Genomic DNA, 15703 nt, shown 5'->3' on the forward strand with positions numbered 1-15703 from the left:
CTACCCGTCAGGAACCGACACCCCGTCGTCGTCGAGAGGTGAGCCGTCCAGGGCGCGGTCGGTCTCCGCTGCGGTCAGACGCACGATCACGTCCCCGTCGGAGGTCGGAAAGCGGGTGAAACGCAACAGGACGAACCCCGAACGTTTGCTGCCCCGCACACCGTTGTCGAGGGGCATGGTGTGCACACCCTCGACGAGCCATTGATAGAGCGGCTGCGCGTCGGCGTCACGCCAGCCCTTCAAGCCGGCGTGGTGAACCGCGAGGGTCAGCTTCTCGGCCAGGTACTCGGGGTCACAGACGCTGGTGATCGTCAGATCGAGTTCCGCGAACCGGTGCGCCGGCCCGAAGTGCCACAGTGCCCGCACCTCGCGGACCCCCGGGGTCAGCGGCCGTCCGACGAACAACCAGTCGTACGCGTCCAGGAAGGGTGCGTGGCGCTTGAGCCAGCTCTGCCTTTCCTGCTCCCGCACGACCCAGGGCAGAGGGATCTCGTTGAACTCGTCGGTCCACACCACTTCGGGGATCTCCCAGGCGTCGAGCCAGGTTCTGACGCGCTCCCGGTTGGCCAGGAACGCGGCTCGCAGTTCCTCGTGCTGACTGCGTCCGGTCATCGGATCACTCTCCGTAGTCCCAATCGAGGCCCCAGATACGGACATTGCCCTGGTGGTCGCCGGTGACGACGGTGCCGAACGCGTCGTCGGCGCGTATCGCGTTGACCCGGACGTGGTGACCGTGCAGGGAGCGGATCCGGCGTCCGGCGCGCAGATCCCACACGTCGACGGTCTGCTCTCCCGGGTCTCCGGCCACCGCGAACCTCCCGTCGGGCGACACCACCACCTCCTCGACCCCGGAGAGGCTTCCGGCCGGGCCGTCGAGAGCCCTCCCGTCGAACACCAGCTCTCCGCTCGCGGCGTCCCACACGACGAAGCCGGTCAGCCCGGCGATGACGGCGAGCCGACGGGAGTCCGTGAAGGCCAACGCCGCCGACGAGCTGTGCTTGACCCGGTCGAGCCGGTACGACGGGCGCCTGTCACCCGGTCGCCACGCGGTCAGGCGGGTCATCCCGGCCAGCAGCAGCATCCCGGAGGCGAACCGGATCTCCGTGTGCCGGTCGACGTCCGCAAAGGTCTTCACGGGCTTTCCGGTGTCCATCGACCGGACCTCCACGGCGGCCGCGTCGTGGGTTCGCAGCTGCACGGCGATCGAGCGGGACGCCTCGTCAGCCGTGACGCCGACGATCGTGCCGGGTCCGGTGCGGACCGTCGCGACGCAGGCAGCCGCCTCCAGCGACCACACCGTCGCCAATCCATGGCCGAAGCCGACCGCCAACAGGTCGCCCGAGATGTCGAGCGTGGTGTTCCCGTCGTCGCGAGCCAGGGCGCCGGCCACCTTGAACCGGGGCTGGAACGTCCTGGTGTCGTGGCAGGCCACCGATCCGTCCGAGTAGCCGATGATCACGTCCCGGCCGCCCCTGGCGAAGGACAGGCTGGTGGCGGGGTTCCGCCGCTCGGTGACCCCGCCTGCCTTCTCCAGCGTCTCCAGGTCGAAGATCTCGACCTCGTCGACGTTGGCCGGGAAGGCGAACAACCGGCCGGAGGCGCCGACGTCGAAGGTGCCACGGGCGAGCATGACATCGGACAGCTCCTGCTCCAGCCAGATGCCGGTCAGTCCGGTGCGCCGCAGGTTCCGGCCCAGGGCCCCGGAGGCCCGGCGTAGCCGCGGGTGACGTTCGTGGCCGGGAACGGCACGCGCCTCGCGGATCGCGTCCGCCGCGCGCCGATCCTCTCCGGCCGCGATCATCGCCTCGACGCGTTCCATGACCTGGTCGAACGCCCGCTCGTCGCGCGCGAGGGCACCGACCGGGCGGGGCGGCGCGTACGACCAGGGAGCGAGGTGCCCGCTGAGCGGCATGGGAAGGCGGGAGAGCGAGGTCTGGCCGCTGTAGCCGTGCGACTCGGCGATGACCGCGTAGCCGCAGTCCCCGCTGAACGCCGTCGCGTCGCGACGCGAACCCCGCGCCCAGTCCTTCGGGAAGGTGCGGACGCATCGGCGGATGGCGAGTTCGAGGACTTGAAGGTCGCCGGTCCCGGGGTCGAGCAGCGCCCAACCGGCCCGGCCGGAGACGCCGAGCATGCGGTAACCGGTCAGCCAGGGGACCTCCCACCGTCGCGGTTCGTCCCAGACCCGCATGTCCACCACTGTCAGGGACTGGTAGCCGATCCTCAGGACCGTCGACCCGTCCGCCGCCAGGGCGACCTTCTGGCCGTCGCCGTCCATCTCGTCGGCGGGTAGGTGCAGGCCCCGCATCCTCGTGTCCCGCAGGGGCCACCACTGCTCCACCCGGTGGTCGACAGCGGAGCCGGGGCGGCCCAGTGAGGCGGAGACGCACACCTCGGCGTCCGGGCCGAGGATCACCCGTGTGACTGTGCCGTCGTGGGGCCGGATGCCGGCGACCGGCTCCCACGCGCCGGTGCGGAAGACGAGGACGCGGCCGTCGGCCGTACCCACAGCCGCGAAGCCACCCTCGGGGCTGAGCGCCACGGATGTTCCTCCCTCCAGCCGGCCTTCGAGGTGGGCCGTGCCGTCGGCGAGCCGCCACCGCTCGACGCGGGAATCCTGGTAGCAGACGAGGATCCGCGCTCCGGCGTGGTCGATCGCGACGTCGACGGGAGCCGGGCCGGAGGCGGCGAGTTCCGCGACCACCCGGCCCGCGAAGGCGTCCCAGACCCGCACCCGCCCTGATTTCTCGGCCACCACCACGTGTGTCGCGTCGTGATCGCAGGCCATCGCGACGACCTGGCCGGACATCTGCCCGAACACCTCGAGCGTGCCCCTCGGCTCCAGTCGGGCACAGCGCTCCCGCGCGGCCGCGATCTCCGGCGAACCCGGATGCTTGCGGTCCGCCTCAGCCAGGTGCCGGGCCGCGAGGACGCCGTCACCGCGTTCCATGTGCACCATCGCGGCCAGGTAGTCCGCCTCCCAGGAGTCGCCCGTGGCGCGCAGTTCCGACAGGAGGGTCTCGTCGGTGACCATGCCGTCGGCCCATCTGAGGAGCCCGTGGTTGTAGACCGCCCGGACGTTGTGCGGGTCGATCGCCTTGGCCCGCTCGAACATCTCGATGGCCCGGCGTTGGTCGCCGAGGTCCCACAGAGACAGCGCCTTGTTGGACAGGCCGTCGGCCTTGAGAGACGGCGGCACCCGGTCGGGGTGCGGGTAGGGACCCGATGTGCAGTCCGCGTAGACGCCCAGCAGGACGGCCTCCGCCTCGGCGGTGTCGCCGATCCTCGACCGGGGGTCGCGCGCCAGGCAGCCGGACAGGAGGTCGCGCAGCGGTCGCGGGAGATCGCCGCGTAGCGACGCCAGCGCATCCGCACCGTCGTGTCCCCACTTCCAGAGCCGGCGCCCGTGCAGCAGCTCGATCACCGTCAGCGCCCAGGACCACATGTCGCTGGTCCGGCCGATCCTTCCGTCCGGGTCGACCTGCTCGGGGGAGCAGTACTGCGGTGTGAATCCGCCGAGCGTCGCGTACGAGGTCTCTACGCCACCCGCTGCGCTGTGCGACACGGACGCTTTCGCCTTAGCGGTGCCGAAGTCGGTCACCCGTGCGGTCTCACCGTCGTACATGACGTTGGAGGGCTTGATGTCCTGATGCACCAGACCTGCCGCGTGCGCGTGGCCGATGCCGCGCAGCATCTGGATCGCGACGTCCAGGGCCCGCGGGAGATCGCGGCACCGCCCGTCCCGCACCGCCGCCGTCAGGTCACCGCCCGCGACCCATTCGGCGAAGACCACCGGGTACGCCCCGACGCGCTGCACATAGTTGCAGCCGACCACGTTCGGGTGCGGGTCGAGATCGGTCCAGGCCTGCGCCTCCTGCGCGAGCAGGTCGAGGATCCCGGGCGCCGAGGCCAGGTCGGGGCGCGGCGTCTTCACCGCCAGGTCGACGCCCCAGCCGAGGTGATGCGCGCGGTAGACGAACCCCGTGCCGCCGGTTTCGACGACCTCCTCGATGCGGAACGTGTCGAGGACGGTCTCCCCCGGCCGCCACCGGATGACCTGCCCCGCGTCCACGCCGAGGCCCTAGCCGACGAGCGCCACGTAGATCGGGCTGCCCAGCAGCGTGCCGTTCGGGCCCGGCCTCTCGGCCAGCCGCTTCGCGACGAACTCGACCCGTTGCGCCGGCCCCGGGAGCGCGGCCCCGATCTGCGCCAGCGACTCGTGGAAGCGCTCGTCGTCGAACTCGCCCGGGTCGCCTCGCAGTTCCTGGAGCTTGCGGAACAGGTACGGCGGGACCGATCCGACCGGTTCGGCGTCACCGCCACCGACCACGTGCGACGCCGACCCGCCGAGGACGACGACCTGGTCGTCGAGCGTCCCCGCGAAGACCACGATGCCGGCAGTCGGGAAGACCTGCCAGCGCATCTCCAGGCAGGCCTGGACGTAGGGGCGCTCCTCGTCTGCGGCGCCGATCTGGTCGGCGTCCTGCAGGTGCCGGATCACCTTCTCCAGCTTGTCGAGGTCGTGGCGCTCGGGCAGGACCGCCTTGCGGCTGTAGCGGACGACCTTCAGGTCCACGGCGAGCTCGGTCTCGTGCTGGGCGGAGGAGGCGACCTGCGCCGCCAGGAGCCCGATCTTGAGATGCGACAGGTAGAGGTAGTACTTGAGGCTCAAGATGCACTCCGGTAACGGGGAGACGTCCGAAGCCCACCCTACGTGGCGCACGCGCACGCCGCTGACCCCCGATCGACGATGATCGGTGTCCGCGCGGACCGATCTTGGTTGTGGGACCGTTCGTGCGGGATGGGCGCCACGACGACGCAGCACCACCTGGTCTACGGCCACGCCACGCCGTGGTTGCCGAGAGCGCTCGACATCTGGTCAAGGTCCACTTCCGCGAGCGATCCCCTGTCAGCAACTGCACGACGCTCCCCTGCCAGCCCCAAAGACATCGAAACAACACGTCTCGGAGTTGCAGAGAGGTGCCCATGTGTGACGTCGCAGCTCTGCGTAATCGGCTGCTACCGCTTTGCCTATCGCTGCCGATCGACCTTGGCGGCCTTCGCCTGCGGTGTCCCACCCCGGCCGCCGTGCTTCCACGACACGTCGCTGTAGTCGTCCCAGCGCTTGTCGAGAGCGGTTGCGTCATCTTGCCCGTCCGGTGTGACGGTGAAGTCGCAGCCGATCGCCTCCAGCAACATCCACACGGCGTTCGCGATGTCCGCATACTTCTCGGGCCCTACGTCGCGGAGGCCCACGGCGATGGTTCGCTGCCTGCCGCTTCCCCCCGTACCCGTACTGCTCACGACAGCTCCAATCCCCGGCAATTACCGCCCTGGTGCTCGCGGTGGTGCCGCATCCAGAACACGACATCCAGGACACGGATGAGGCTTACCTCCGCAGGCAAGTTGACCTGCCGGTGCAGCACACGGAGACGCTGCGCCAACGAGCCGTTGTCCTCCCGGAGCCTGCCGTGCAGCCACTCCCAGAAACCGGTGCCGGTACGTAGCGCGCAAGCCACCACCGAGTCGTAAACCGGCACCAGCTTCGGTCGCTTGCGAGCGAGCAACTTGCCGGCGATGACCCAGCCGATGCCGTCCGTGTCGCGCAGCATTCGCCACGCGACGTCGGCAGGGCCGCCCACGGCGATGAGCGGAACGGCATCCATGTCCCTCAGTTCGACCTCTACGGGGATCCTTGCCAACTCGGCCGCGAGCCGCTCACCGAGATGCCCCTGCAACAGGTCGAGCAACCGATGCGGGGGAAGGTGAACGCTGAGCAACTCCACCGCGATGAGATCCGCGGCAGTGACGATGTTGGCGATGTCGGGGCGGCTTCCGCCACCGCCGAGCCGCTCGAACTGCCCGCCGGCATACGCCTCGTCACCGGCTTCCAGGAAGTAACGCCGCAGGTCGGCAATTGACCGGGGGTCGTCGAGCACCATCAGTATCTGGGTGAGAGTGAGGGGTTCTCTCACGCCTCTCCTATCAAGGTCGGTCGTTGGCGGCGAACGCCAGGTGCTGCACCTGCTCAACCAGCGCGCTACCTCGGCCTGCGGCGACGCGTACCCGTGGGCCTCGGGTTTACGGCCGTGCAGCAGCGACCGGTAGCCGGCGAGACTGTCCTTTCCGTCGCCGCCGAGTTCGCCGCCCCGGGCGTCGACAAGCACCTGGGTCGCCCAGGCGAGGATCTCATCGGTGCTGCGGTAGTTGACGCGCAGCCGGCTGCGCCGGTCACCGAAATGCCGAGCGAGCCCAGTGACACCCATGATTCGTAGATGCGCTGGTGAGGGTCACCGGTGATGAAGAGGTTGCCGGGGCCGGGCGGTACGGCGGCTCGCAGCACGCGCCGCTGCGCCGGGCGCAGGTCCTGCGCCTCGTCGACCACCACATGCCCGAAGCCGTGCGGGAACACCAGAAGGTGTTGGCGAAGGCGAGCTGGGGGCACGAGGGCTCTCCACGGGTGACGCGCGGCGTAAGGGGTGAGGCCGAATGATAGAACCAGCCTCAGCCCTCGGCGTGAGTGATCTGTCCGTAAAACCAGCGGAGATGCTCGATCAGCGCCTCCCGCGCCTGCAGGTCGACGAGGACGTCGAGTGGGAAGCCGGGGCGGAGGGCGAGCTTGGCGGGGGCGATCTTCACCCCCGGCAGCGCGTCCAGCCGCTGACGGAACTGCTCCCGGAGCGTGATGTCGTCGAACGGCGGTCGGGTGCTCAGGTGCTGGAACACGATCTCGAACTTCCCGCTCGGATAGATAGTGGCAGGCCAGATGTTGCCGAGTTCGTGCTCCTTTCCGCGCGCCATCAGGAAACATGATGTCTCGCCGCCGGAGCCGTAGAGCAGCGTGCCGCCCATGCTGGCCCAGGCTTCGAGCACCGCAACGGTGCCGTGGGCGACCTGCGGGTCCTGGAGGTCGGTCAGTTGTTCGAGGAACCGGTCGTCCAGCGAGTTGCTCCGGCGCGATCGGGGCCGGAGAAGCTGGCCGGGATCGTCCTGCTGCGGCATGCCGGCGAGCTGGGCCAGTTCCTCGACGCCGATGCGCTGGGCCTGGCTGGCCCGGCCGTACTTGTCGAACTCGACGCCTTCGGCACGCAGCAGGTCCTGCGGGGCGTCGGTGCGGGTCGGGTCGGCCCAGTGGAAGTTGGGCGCGACCACGCCCTCAGCCTGCAGCACCCGGTGCACGTTGGGCGCGGGATGGTTGGACAGTCGCGCGCCGACGGCGACGGGGTGGCTGCCGATCAGCGCGGCCAGGTCACCGTACGAGGTCCAGGAGCCGGCGGGCAGAGCAGCGAGCGCCGTGTTCATGACATCCCATGGCACCTCGGACCTGTTGCCGGCTGCCTCGGTGGGCCCGGGCCAGGTGGTGATGATCCGTTCTGCAAGCGCATCAGCACGCGCATGGATCTCTGGGCGTCCCCAGCGCTTCTGGTCAGCGATCTCTCGACTGAGTGCGACCCCACTCTTGCCCAACTGCGCGCGCTTGACCAAGAAGGAGCTGTTGCTCAGTTCCGCGTTGTAGCCGGTCAGTGTGAGGTTGCCCAGCGTGTGAACCAGGGCTTCGTGCACCTCGGCGAAGCTCTCCTCGCCCTGCAGGTCCTCGCTCAGCATCTGCCGCCACTCTGCGGTCGGGCTCTGCGGCATCACATGTTCGATGGTCAAGGATGCCGGCGCGACCGGCTCCTTGCTGCCGTACGACTCCTCCAGCCACTGCAGGACCAGCTTGCGCTGCGTGGCGCGCCCGTTCAGATAGAACGGAATGGACCGCACCGCTTCCCGCAGGCTGGCGTCGGTGGCGTAGTACTTCCGGCCGACCGACAGGTAGGTCCGCACCGCTTCGTCGACCGGAAGGTCCTTCCGCATGTCGGTCACGCTGCGAAGCATCACCCGATTGATGCTCGCGGTGGCGCGGCCGATCAGCAACCGTCGGACGAAGTAGCTCTCGACGTACAGCATCGCTGAGGCGATCTGGTCGGAGGTGGCCGTGCCCTCTTTGCGGCGGTCAAGCAGGTGAAGCAGCAACGGCAACACGGTGGTGGTGTCCCACGTGTTGAGCCGGGCCAGACGCCGCCGTACCTCCAAGTCCTGCTCTTCGTCGGGGTGCAGGATGGTCCGTAGGAGGGCGCCGAGGCGACAGAGGCGGCGTACCTCGGCCTCGATCTCGGCTTCGGTGTGGAGGCCGTTGAGCCGCTCCTGCTGGCCGACGTAGGTGTCAGTCTGCTTCACCTCGGGGTTCCGATGCACCAGGTCGAGCCAGAACAACTGCTCCAGTTCTCCGGAGTCCAGCTGCTTCTGCAGTGGGAACCACAGCGAGTCGTAGACCGCATCCCCTCGGGTCGGCAACCGCATGAACAGGTAGTTGCGCAGCAGGTCGGCCTGCGTGAGCTTCAGGCCCGTGTTGTTGAGCGACTCGAAGATGCGATAGACGTTGTCGCCGCCGCCGGCCACGACCGAGACCAGCGCCATGCCCGAGATGACCGCGTCCTCGATGCGTTCGATGTCCATGGGGTCGTCCGGATCGTCGACGGCGACGAGTTGGGCCGCGAAGAACCGGTACGCCGCGCCCACCTGATCGCTGCCGCCGGCCTGCGGGGTGGCCTCCAGGCACGCCTCGTAGGCGGCACGGTCCGCCTGGGTGGGGACGAGCTTCAATCGGTGAGCCGGCTTGTACTTGTTGATCAGATATTCCTGGTCGATGCGATCCCGATGGTCCGGATCCTCGTGCTTCGCGCGGTGGTCGCGAATGGCGCAGAGCAGGATCGACAGGGTGGTCAACCGCTGCTGGCCGTCCACCACCAGGAACTCGGAGACGGAAGGCCCGAGCGTGGGGCTGGGAGCGAGCACGAGGGAGCCGATGAAATGGGTGAGGCTAGGGTTCTCGACGCGCTCCTCGGCGAGCTTGCGGATGTCGTCCCAGAGGCGCTTGAGCTGGGAGTCGGCCCACGAGTATGTCCGCTGGTAGAGCGGCACCCGATACTGCTTGGCACCCTCGAGTAGCTCCCGCAGCGTCGTCTCGTGCGCCGCAACCATGTGTTGCTCCCATCGTCTCAGGCGTAATCCCGCCAGCCAACCAGACGCTCGGAGTGGATCTGCTCTTCAGTCGCGAACGCGACTCGTCAGCAACCCGCCACGATTCGCCTACCTCTGCCTTGTCGCGGGGTCGCTGTCACTAGTGGAGATCAATCGCCAGGATTTGGCAGGCAGAAGCCGCTCCGCCTCGTCGAGAAACCTGCTTCGATCGGTCGGGGCGCTGAAGCAGAACGTCGCGACTCCCTCCCTCGCTTGCCAGTCCTTGGCCTTCGTCCCGCCCCGGGCAATCTGCTTTTGTGCCGTCCGGATTCACAGTATTGCGACACGCCCTGAGCAGGTGCAGCACCACTTCTTGTTGATCTGGACTGTCGCGCTGAATCTGCAGGCGGCATAGTGCGCATCGGCAATTTCGGTTCCCTCCCTCAAGACGGTCGCGTCGGCAGCGATCCTAGGCAGACGCTCTCGTCACTTGAGCGATCCGACGTGGGGCTCGGTCACGCTATTGACACTTCGAAACCATTCGATGACCCTGAGTGCTCAACCTCTAGCGGTACGTCAGCACCGGGGGTGGGCGTGGACATCGAATCCCTCGTACGATCCCTCAGCGAGCCGTCGAGACTGGTCGTCGAATCCTCCTTCCGCGTTGTCGACGCCGTCGAGAAGTACGCCAAGGAAGCTTCCAGGACAAACGACGCGTACCGCTACGGCAAGGCGCCCACCATCGTGACGATCGGCCCGACCGTGAGAACCAGCCCGGCGCAGGTGCTGCACGAACTCGGGGTAGCGACCACGCTGTTGACCGCATCGCCGTTGGCCCAGGTCGCCCGGCACTGGGCGCACGTCCGTTACTGCGCGACGTTGAACCGGCAGCGCGGTTTCCTCGGCCTGACTCCGTCGGCCCAGAGCCTCGTCTACCACCACAAGGTGACCCAGTCCGAGCAGTTGGGCATCGGCTTGGCCCTGGTGGTGGCAAAGAGGGTGCTGCAACGGCAACACCCTCGCTGGACCTTCTTCGCCGTGGACGCGGAGGTGGCCCTGAAGGCGGGCTTCATCGACGGGGCCGGCGTGGTGGCGCGCACCTCGAAGAGTCAGAAGCGCCCGGACTATTTCCTGGTGGGGCACCACAGTTCGGGCCGCCATAGCCGAATGAAGATCGTGGTGCTGGAATGCAAGGGCACCCACCAGTCGCCCGGCTTCGCCTACGGCCAGCTCGCCCGAGCCGCTGTGCAGGTGCGGACCCTCGCCGTTGGTGGACGGCGCCCACCGGCCCTGATGGTGGCCTCGCACCTGACCGAGCGGCGGATCACCTCATACGTCCTCGACCCGCCCGGCGACGACGAGCTGTGGGACGGCGATCCCGACGACTTCGAGGGAATGCTGCGCGATCGCCCGGAGGACCACCGCTGGCGCACCCGGCCCGCCGACGCCGATGAGGCACGGAACTGGCCGGCGGTGGATGAGAACGCTGGGCCACCCGACGCCACCGGCCCGGTGCCGGTGGACGAACTGCTGCCGGGAGCACCGGAGGTGTTCGACGTACCCGAGGAGGAGCGCGGCTGGTTCACGCGAGTCCTGACCCGGGCGGTGGCGGCCACCGCGCTGCTGTTCGCCGGCGACAGCGCCACCGCACGTGACTACGCGACACCTCGACAACGTGGCGACGAGGAGCCCTCCAACGGCCAACTGAGGCTGTTCGAGTTGGACCCGTCGTGGGCCGCGAGCACCGCCACGTCCCGCGAAGTGGCGAACGACCTGCATGCCCGGGGCACCCTCTATCGCGCACCGCTGCCGAACGGCAAGGTTCTGGAGGTGTTCCGCGGCGTGGAGAGCGGCCTGTACCGCCAGCTCGCGGACGGCCAGATCGCCGCGTACCTCCGGACGGCACCGCTGGTCCGCCGCCGGTGGCTGCGATCCCGGCCGCGCGACGGCGTCGTGTCGCTCGGCCGGGACGGCACGATCCTCACCATCCGCGTCACTGATCGGCGCGACTGAAGAAGAAGCGAGTGGCGGCTGACATCGACGCTACCGATCCATGGACCTCGTCCGAGATGGACATTAGGGTCCAGGTCGAACGCAAGGAGCCTCAGCCATCGGGGGTGGTGTGTCGCTCATCGCTGAGTTCGCCGCCGAGATACTGACCAGCCTCAGTATTGCCGCCGGTCGGCGAGCAACCGCCGCTGTCCGCTCCCCCGCTCTCGACCGGGATCTCGAGAAGGTCTGCCGCGCCGCGCTGCGCCAGGCGTTGACCGTGGTCACACCAGACACCGATGATTCCGCTCGGGAGCTGCTTGAGCTGGTTTGCCTGGACTTCTTCGCGGAGAACGGTGTGCCGCGGTGGATCGTGCAGCCGGGTCTAGTGCGAGCCGGGACGGGACGGTCGGTGAGCCTGGACCGTTGGGCCGGTCGCTTCCGCAGCCGTCTCCCTCAGGACGAGACGCTTGCGACGGTGGCGGTCGATCCGGTCGCGTTCGCCGTCGCGTTCAGCTCCGCGCTGTGGGAGGCGATGGTCGCCCACTCGCTCGCCCCGGGCAGCAGCCTCGGCCCGCTCGTGCAACAGTTGCGGCTCGCCTTCATCGAGCAGCAGGTCGACCTGATCGCTCAGCACATCAGCGTCCAGGCCACTGCCGAAGAAGCCGCCGACGCCCTCGGACCAGGCTCCCGCCGCCGAACGGAGGCGCTGCTGGCGGCATTGAGCGCCGATCGCGACCGGACGCCGCCGTACCAGGTGCCGGTGGACGCCGTGCGCAGCGTGACGAACTTCCTCGGCTCCAGTGCGCGGGTCCACCTGCTCGTCGGAGCCGGCGGATGCGGTAAATCACGGCTCGTCGAGCACGTCGCCGCAGTGGTGGACACAGCGGACTTCCAGCTCCACGTGGCTGATCACTGGTTGGCTCAGCAGGGATCGCCGGCGGCACGCATCCTGCGGTACGCGTCGTTGCCCGCCTCCGGTGACCCGTCATTGGCGGTCGAGGCTGCGGCGCGAAGCGCAGGAAGTTGCTGTGTGATCGTGGTCGACGGCATCCGCGACACCGGGCAGTTGACGGCCGTGGCCCAGGACATCGACACGCTGCTGCGCGAAGTGGTGGAGCCACAGCTTCGCTTCATGCTGGTCGTCCGGACACCGCCTGAGATCGACGTGAGCCCCTTTCCCGTGTTGGCCGCCTCGGTATACGCGCCGCGGGGAGCGACCGCCTCCCACCACCTGTCACGCTGGAGCATGACGGAGGCGGGACGGGCCTGGGAGGCATCCCGACAACCGGGTGACCCGGCATTCTCGGAGCTACCCCCGGCCGTGCGCGAACTGGTGCGGACGCCGCTGCATCTGCGGCTGCTTCGGGCCGGCGGTGAGATCGGCTGGGCTCAGATCAACGCGTACGACCTGATCGACAGGTGTGTGCGGGCCATCTCGCCCGGCGAAGGCGCGGTGGACGAGCTCGCGCGCGCGGCGGAACGCGAACGTCCGGATCTGGTGCCCCCAGGGCTCCGGAGTGACCCTCCGCCGTATGGCTCCCTGGCGGTGCCGGCGCCTCTGCTGGTCCGCTCGCCAGTCAGTGGGCGGATCGAGTTCGGCCACGATGTGATCCGGGAATTCGCCCTGGCCACCGTGATCAGCCGGCGCATGCGTGAGTCCCGATCCGTCTCGCTGGTGACTGCGGCCTTCAACACGCTCGCCGCGCAGGCGGTAACATCGGCGACGGCCCGGTCGGTCTGCGAGCTGACCGCACTCGCGCTGGACCGAGTCGCGCCGGCCACGGTCACGGCGGTCCTCAACGCTCCGACGGTGGACGGCCGGGTCACCGTGCCACTGCTGCTCGCGCTTCCCGATGCCCGATTCGTCACCGACAGTGTGCTGCGTCGCACCGCGGAGCGGGTGCTCCGGGAGGACGACGTGGACCTCGCCGGCAGTTTGCTCGGCATGGACCGTACGGCGACCGCGCTTGGCGCCGGCTTCCGGCCATGGCTGCTGCGCGTTCTCGACCGGTACGGCTCGCAGCTCTGGCAGCAGGTGCGGTCGGCGATTGACGCTCACCCCGGCGAGGCGGAACCGGACCGGTGGCTCGTGCCGGGTGGCGCTGTCTCCGGTGAGCTTGCCGCGTTCGTGGCCCGCCATTGGCACCTCTTTTCCACCGGCGAGGATGACCGGTTGGCGGACCTGTTGGCGTCGCGGGACTGGCGGGTGCGTGCCGCTTTGGCCGACGGCGCGCGGGACAAGGACGCGCCGTTTCCGTCGGCGGTTGCGCAGGTGCTGGAACACCTTTGTGACGACACGGATTACAAGGTGCGGGCGGCAGCCGCCCGGGCGCTGCCGGTGGTGCAGGCGCCCGCGGGTGCCGATCTCACGGAGCGACTGTTGGCCGACCCGAACTGGCACGTCCGGGAAGGCGTGTTGCACGCGCTCCTGGCGGAACCAGGAAGCGAGTTGACGGGGCGGGCGGCCCGAGTGATGGCGGCGGATCCGACGTGGACGGCTCCACCCCGGCACATCGGGGTGCTGGTGGAGCGGCTACGGCTTCTGGTGCCGGCGCTTGGGCCGGCGTCGGTGACGCCGGTGGCGGAGCAGGCGCTGTTCGGTCTGTTGCGGGAGTTGCGTACCGGGTGGACGGCGATGAACCCGGATCAACGGCGACGCCTCGTCGGCCGGGGGCAACAGTCCGACTCGTGGTTGGTACGACGGGAAGCGGAGGCGCTCGATCCTGCGCGGGACCGGGCACCCGAGGTGCCCTGGGACGCGCCGGTGCTGCGCGAGGCGTTCCGGCGGCTGAGGGGTGGCCGGACGCTCCAGGTGGCGCTGGACCTGGCCGATCTCGACGAGGCCGTCGCGGTGGCTCGCGCGGCCGGTCGCGCCGGTGTCGATTTCGTCGAAATCGGTGACCCGCTGGTGAAGCAATACGGGGTCCACGCGATCGAACGCATCAAGCGCGACGTTCCGCAGGTCGTGGTCGTCGCGGAGATGATGTCGGCGGACTGGGGGCGAGAACAGGTCGTGTTGGCGGCCGGCGCTGGCGCGGACGTCGTGTTCCTGATCGGGCCGGCGAGCGTCGCCAGCGTGGCGGCCGCCGCCGAGGCGGGACACCGGCTCGGTGTTCCGTTGATGCTGGACGTGCCGGGCACCGCGCTGTCGGAGTCCTGGGTGCGGGACATGGAACGTGCCGGGGTGGATGCCTTCGCGATTACCACCAACATCGACATCGGCGTCGGCACCCGCCGGCCACTGGCGCGGGTGCAGGCCATGCGGTCGTGGACTCGGCTGCCGGTGGCCGTGTCGGGTGGCTTCGGTCCGAGTGACCAGGACGTGCTGGTCAGTACGAACTGGGACATCCTGATTGTGGGCCGTAGCGTCACCGAAGGACTGGATCCCGAGTTGGTCGCACAGCAACTGGTCGCGGCGGTGCGCCGCCCGGATGAGGAGGCGCAGTGATCGTCAGCCCGTTGCGGTCGGAGCTGACCGGCGATGTGGAACGGTTGATGGCGCTGGGTGAGCCTTTCGTGCGGCCACGCACCTCGTCGGACTACTGGCTGTATGCGCGGCTCTTCTCGTCGACGTGCCCGGTGGCGTTGGAGGACAGAACCCTGGCCGGCGCGGTGATCGCATTCCGCAGTCAGGATGACCCGGCTGACGTCTACGTGCAGGACGTGATGGTCCATCCGGACTTCCGCCGGCGGGGTGTCGCCGGGCTGCTGCTCGACTCGGTGCGAACCCGTGCGGCCGACTGGGGCTGCCGCCGGCTCTACCTGACCTCGGAGCCGGAGAACCGCGCGGCGCACCGGACGTGGCTCACGCTCGGCTTTCACAATGTCCGCGGCAACCGGGATGTCGACGGCGTGCAGGTGCTGACGGATTTTAAGGGCGCTGGCAAGGACCGCGCCGTCTACGAGTTGCCGGTCAGCCCTCGGTCCTGACGCGGGACCGCAACTGGCCGACCAGTTCCGGCGGCGCAGCGAGCACACCACTGTCGAGCGGCTCCACCGAGGCGCCCGCCTCGGCGGCAATCACCCGACCGGCCGCCCAGTCCCACGGAGAGGCGCGGTCCTCTACGTAGGCGTCGATCCGGCCGGCCGCAATCCACGCCAGCGCCAGGGCGGTGGAGCCGAGCATCCGTACGCCCCGCACGTCGGCGGCGAGGTCGGCGATGACCTCGGACTGGTGCTTGCGATGCGCAACGTCGTAGGCATAGCCGGTGGCAAGGATGATCTCACCCAACTCACTGCGGCCGGGCCTGTGCAACGGCCGCTCTCCCAGCCAGGCGCCGCTACCCGTGACGGCATGAAACGTCTCGTCGTGCACCGGGTCGTGGACCACCCCGAGCAGCGGCGTCCAGCCGCCCGTGCTCGCCCGCTCGCAGGCGACGCTGACGCACCAGAACGGCATGCCGCTGATGTAATTGACCGTGCCGTCGAGCGGGTCGATCACCCACCGCAGCCCGGAGTCGCCAGACCGGTCATTGCCCTCCTCGGCGAGGATGCCGTCGCCGGGCCGACGCCGAAGCAGGAGACCCACGATCGCCTCCTCCGCCGCCCGGTCGGCCTCACTGACCGGGTCGGTGGGTGAGGACTTGTAGTCGACCCGACCGTGGTCGCCGAAACGGCGCAGCAGCTCCGTCCCGCCGAGGTGGGCCATCTCCCGGGCGAGGTCACGCAGCTTCCCGGCGTCGTCGTCCATTCGGGTCTCCTTGCCTCG

The 15703-nt window shown here is 69.1% G+C and carries 12 protein-coding genes; 4 read left to right on the forward strand and 8 right to left on the reverse strand.

Annotation, left to right across the window (positions count from 1 at the left end; genetic code table 11):
* The 6 genes from ACN27C_RS24950 to ACN27C_RS24975 form a co-directional block, all read right to left on the reverse strand.
* A complete protein-coding gene (locus ACN27C_RS24950) occupies positions 1–612 on the reverse strand; it encodes a hypothetical protein (protein WP_422748494.1) in 612 nt (203 codons plus the stop codon).
* 4 nt (positions 613–616) lie between these two features.
* Positions 617–4072 (reverse strand): protein kinase domain-containing protein, encoded by a 3456-nt coding sequence (locus ACN27C_RS24955; protein WP_422748496.1) that lies wholly within the window; start codon positions 4070–4072, stop codon positions 617–619.
* A gap of 9 nt (positions 4073–4081) precedes the next feature.
* Positions 4082–4672, reverse strand: a complete 591-nt coding sequence (locus tag ACN27C_RS24960; protein ID WP_422748498.1) for a DUF7019 family protein — start codon at positions 4670–4672, stop codon at positions 4082–4084.
* Positions 4673–5031: 359 nt separating this feature from the next.
* Positions 5032–5304, reverse strand: coding sequence for a hypothetical protein (locus tag ACN27C_RS24965; RefSeq protein WP_350816623.1), 273 nt, complete (start codon positions 5302–5304; stop codon positions 5032–5034).
* Positions 5301–5942, reverse strand: a complete 642-nt coding sequence (locus ACN27C_RS24970; protein WP_422748500.1) for a DUF6308 family protein — start codon at positions 5940–5942, stop codon at positions 5301–5303. The genes ACN27C_RS24965 and ACN27C_RS24970 overlap by 4 nt, the downstream gene beginning before the upstream one ends.
* 98 nt (positions 5943–6040) lie before the next feature.
* The gene (locus ACN27C_RS24975; protein WP_358010279.1) at positions 6041–6385 is read right to left on the reverse strand and encodes a UvrD-helicase domain-containing protein; all 345 of its coding nucleotides are present in this window, start codon (positions 6383–6385) and stop codon (positions 6041–6043) included.
* Between ACN27C_RS24975 and ACN27C_RS24980 the strand changes: the two genes are divergently transcribed.
* Entirely contained in the window at positions 6284–6493 is a 210-nt protein-coding gene (locus ACN27C_RS24980; RefSeq protein WP_358192947.1) for a hypothetical protein, read from the forward strand. The two genes, ACN27C_RS24975 and ACN27C_RS24980, sit on opposite strands and share 102 nt — an antisense overlap.
* Positions 6494–6504: 11 nt before the next feature.
* Here ACN27C_RS24980 and ACN27C_RS24985 read toward each other — a convergent pair whose 3' ends face one another.
* Positions 6505–9024 (reverse strand): GmrSD restriction endonuclease domain-containing protein, encoded by a 2520-nt coding sequence (locus tag ACN27C_RS24985; protein WP_358192617.1) that lies wholly within the window; start codon positions 9022–9024, stop codon positions 6505–6507.
* A 573-nt stretch (positions 9025–9597) separates the two neighbouring features.
* On the opposite strand from ACN27C_RS24985, the gene ACN27C_RS24990 reads away from it, so the two are divergent.
* The 3 genes from ACN27C_RS24990 (at position 9598) to ACN27C_RS25000 (ending at position 14925) form a co-directional block, all read left to right on the forward strand.
* The gene (locus tag ACN27C_RS24990; protein ID WP_358192615.1) at positions 9598–11016 is read left to right on the forward strand and encodes a hypothetical protein; all 1419 of its coding nucleotides are present in this window, start codon (positions 9598–9600) and stop codon (positions 11014–11016) included.
* Between the two features lie 109 nt (positions 11017–11125).
* A complete protein-coding gene (locus tag ACN27C_RS24995) occupies positions 11126–14443 on the forward strand; it encodes an orotidine 5'-phosphate decarboxylase / HUMPS family protein (RefSeq protein ID WP_422748503.1) in 3318 nt (1105 codons plus the stop codon).
* Complete coding sequence (locus tag ACN27C_RS25000; RefSeq protein WP_358192612.1) at positions 14440–14925, forward strand: GNAT family N-acetyltransferase; 486 nt, start codon at positions 14440–14442, stop codon at positions 14923–14925. Before ACN27C_RS24995 ends, ACN27C_RS25000 begins: the two co-directional genes overlap by 4 nt.
* On the opposite strand, the gene ACN27C_RS25005 is transcribed toward ACN27C_RS25000, so the two are convergent.
* Positions 14909–15685 carry an inositol monophosphatase family protein gene (locus ACN27C_RS25005; protein ID WP_358192610.1) on the reverse strand — a complete coding sequence of 259 codons (777 nt, stop codon included), beginning with the start codon at positions 15683–15685 and terminating at the stop codon, positions 14909–14911. The genes ACN27C_RS25000 and ACN27C_RS25005 overlap by 17 nt on opposite strands.
* Between the last annotated feature and the right edge of the window lie 18 nt (positions 15686–15703).

The sequence above is a fragment of the Micromonospora sp. WMMD1219 genome (genome assembly GCF_049315215.1).
GTDB classification, from domain to species: Bacteria; Actinomycetota; Actinomycetes; order Mycobacteriales; family Micromonosporaceae; genus Micromonospora; species Micromonospora tulbaghiae.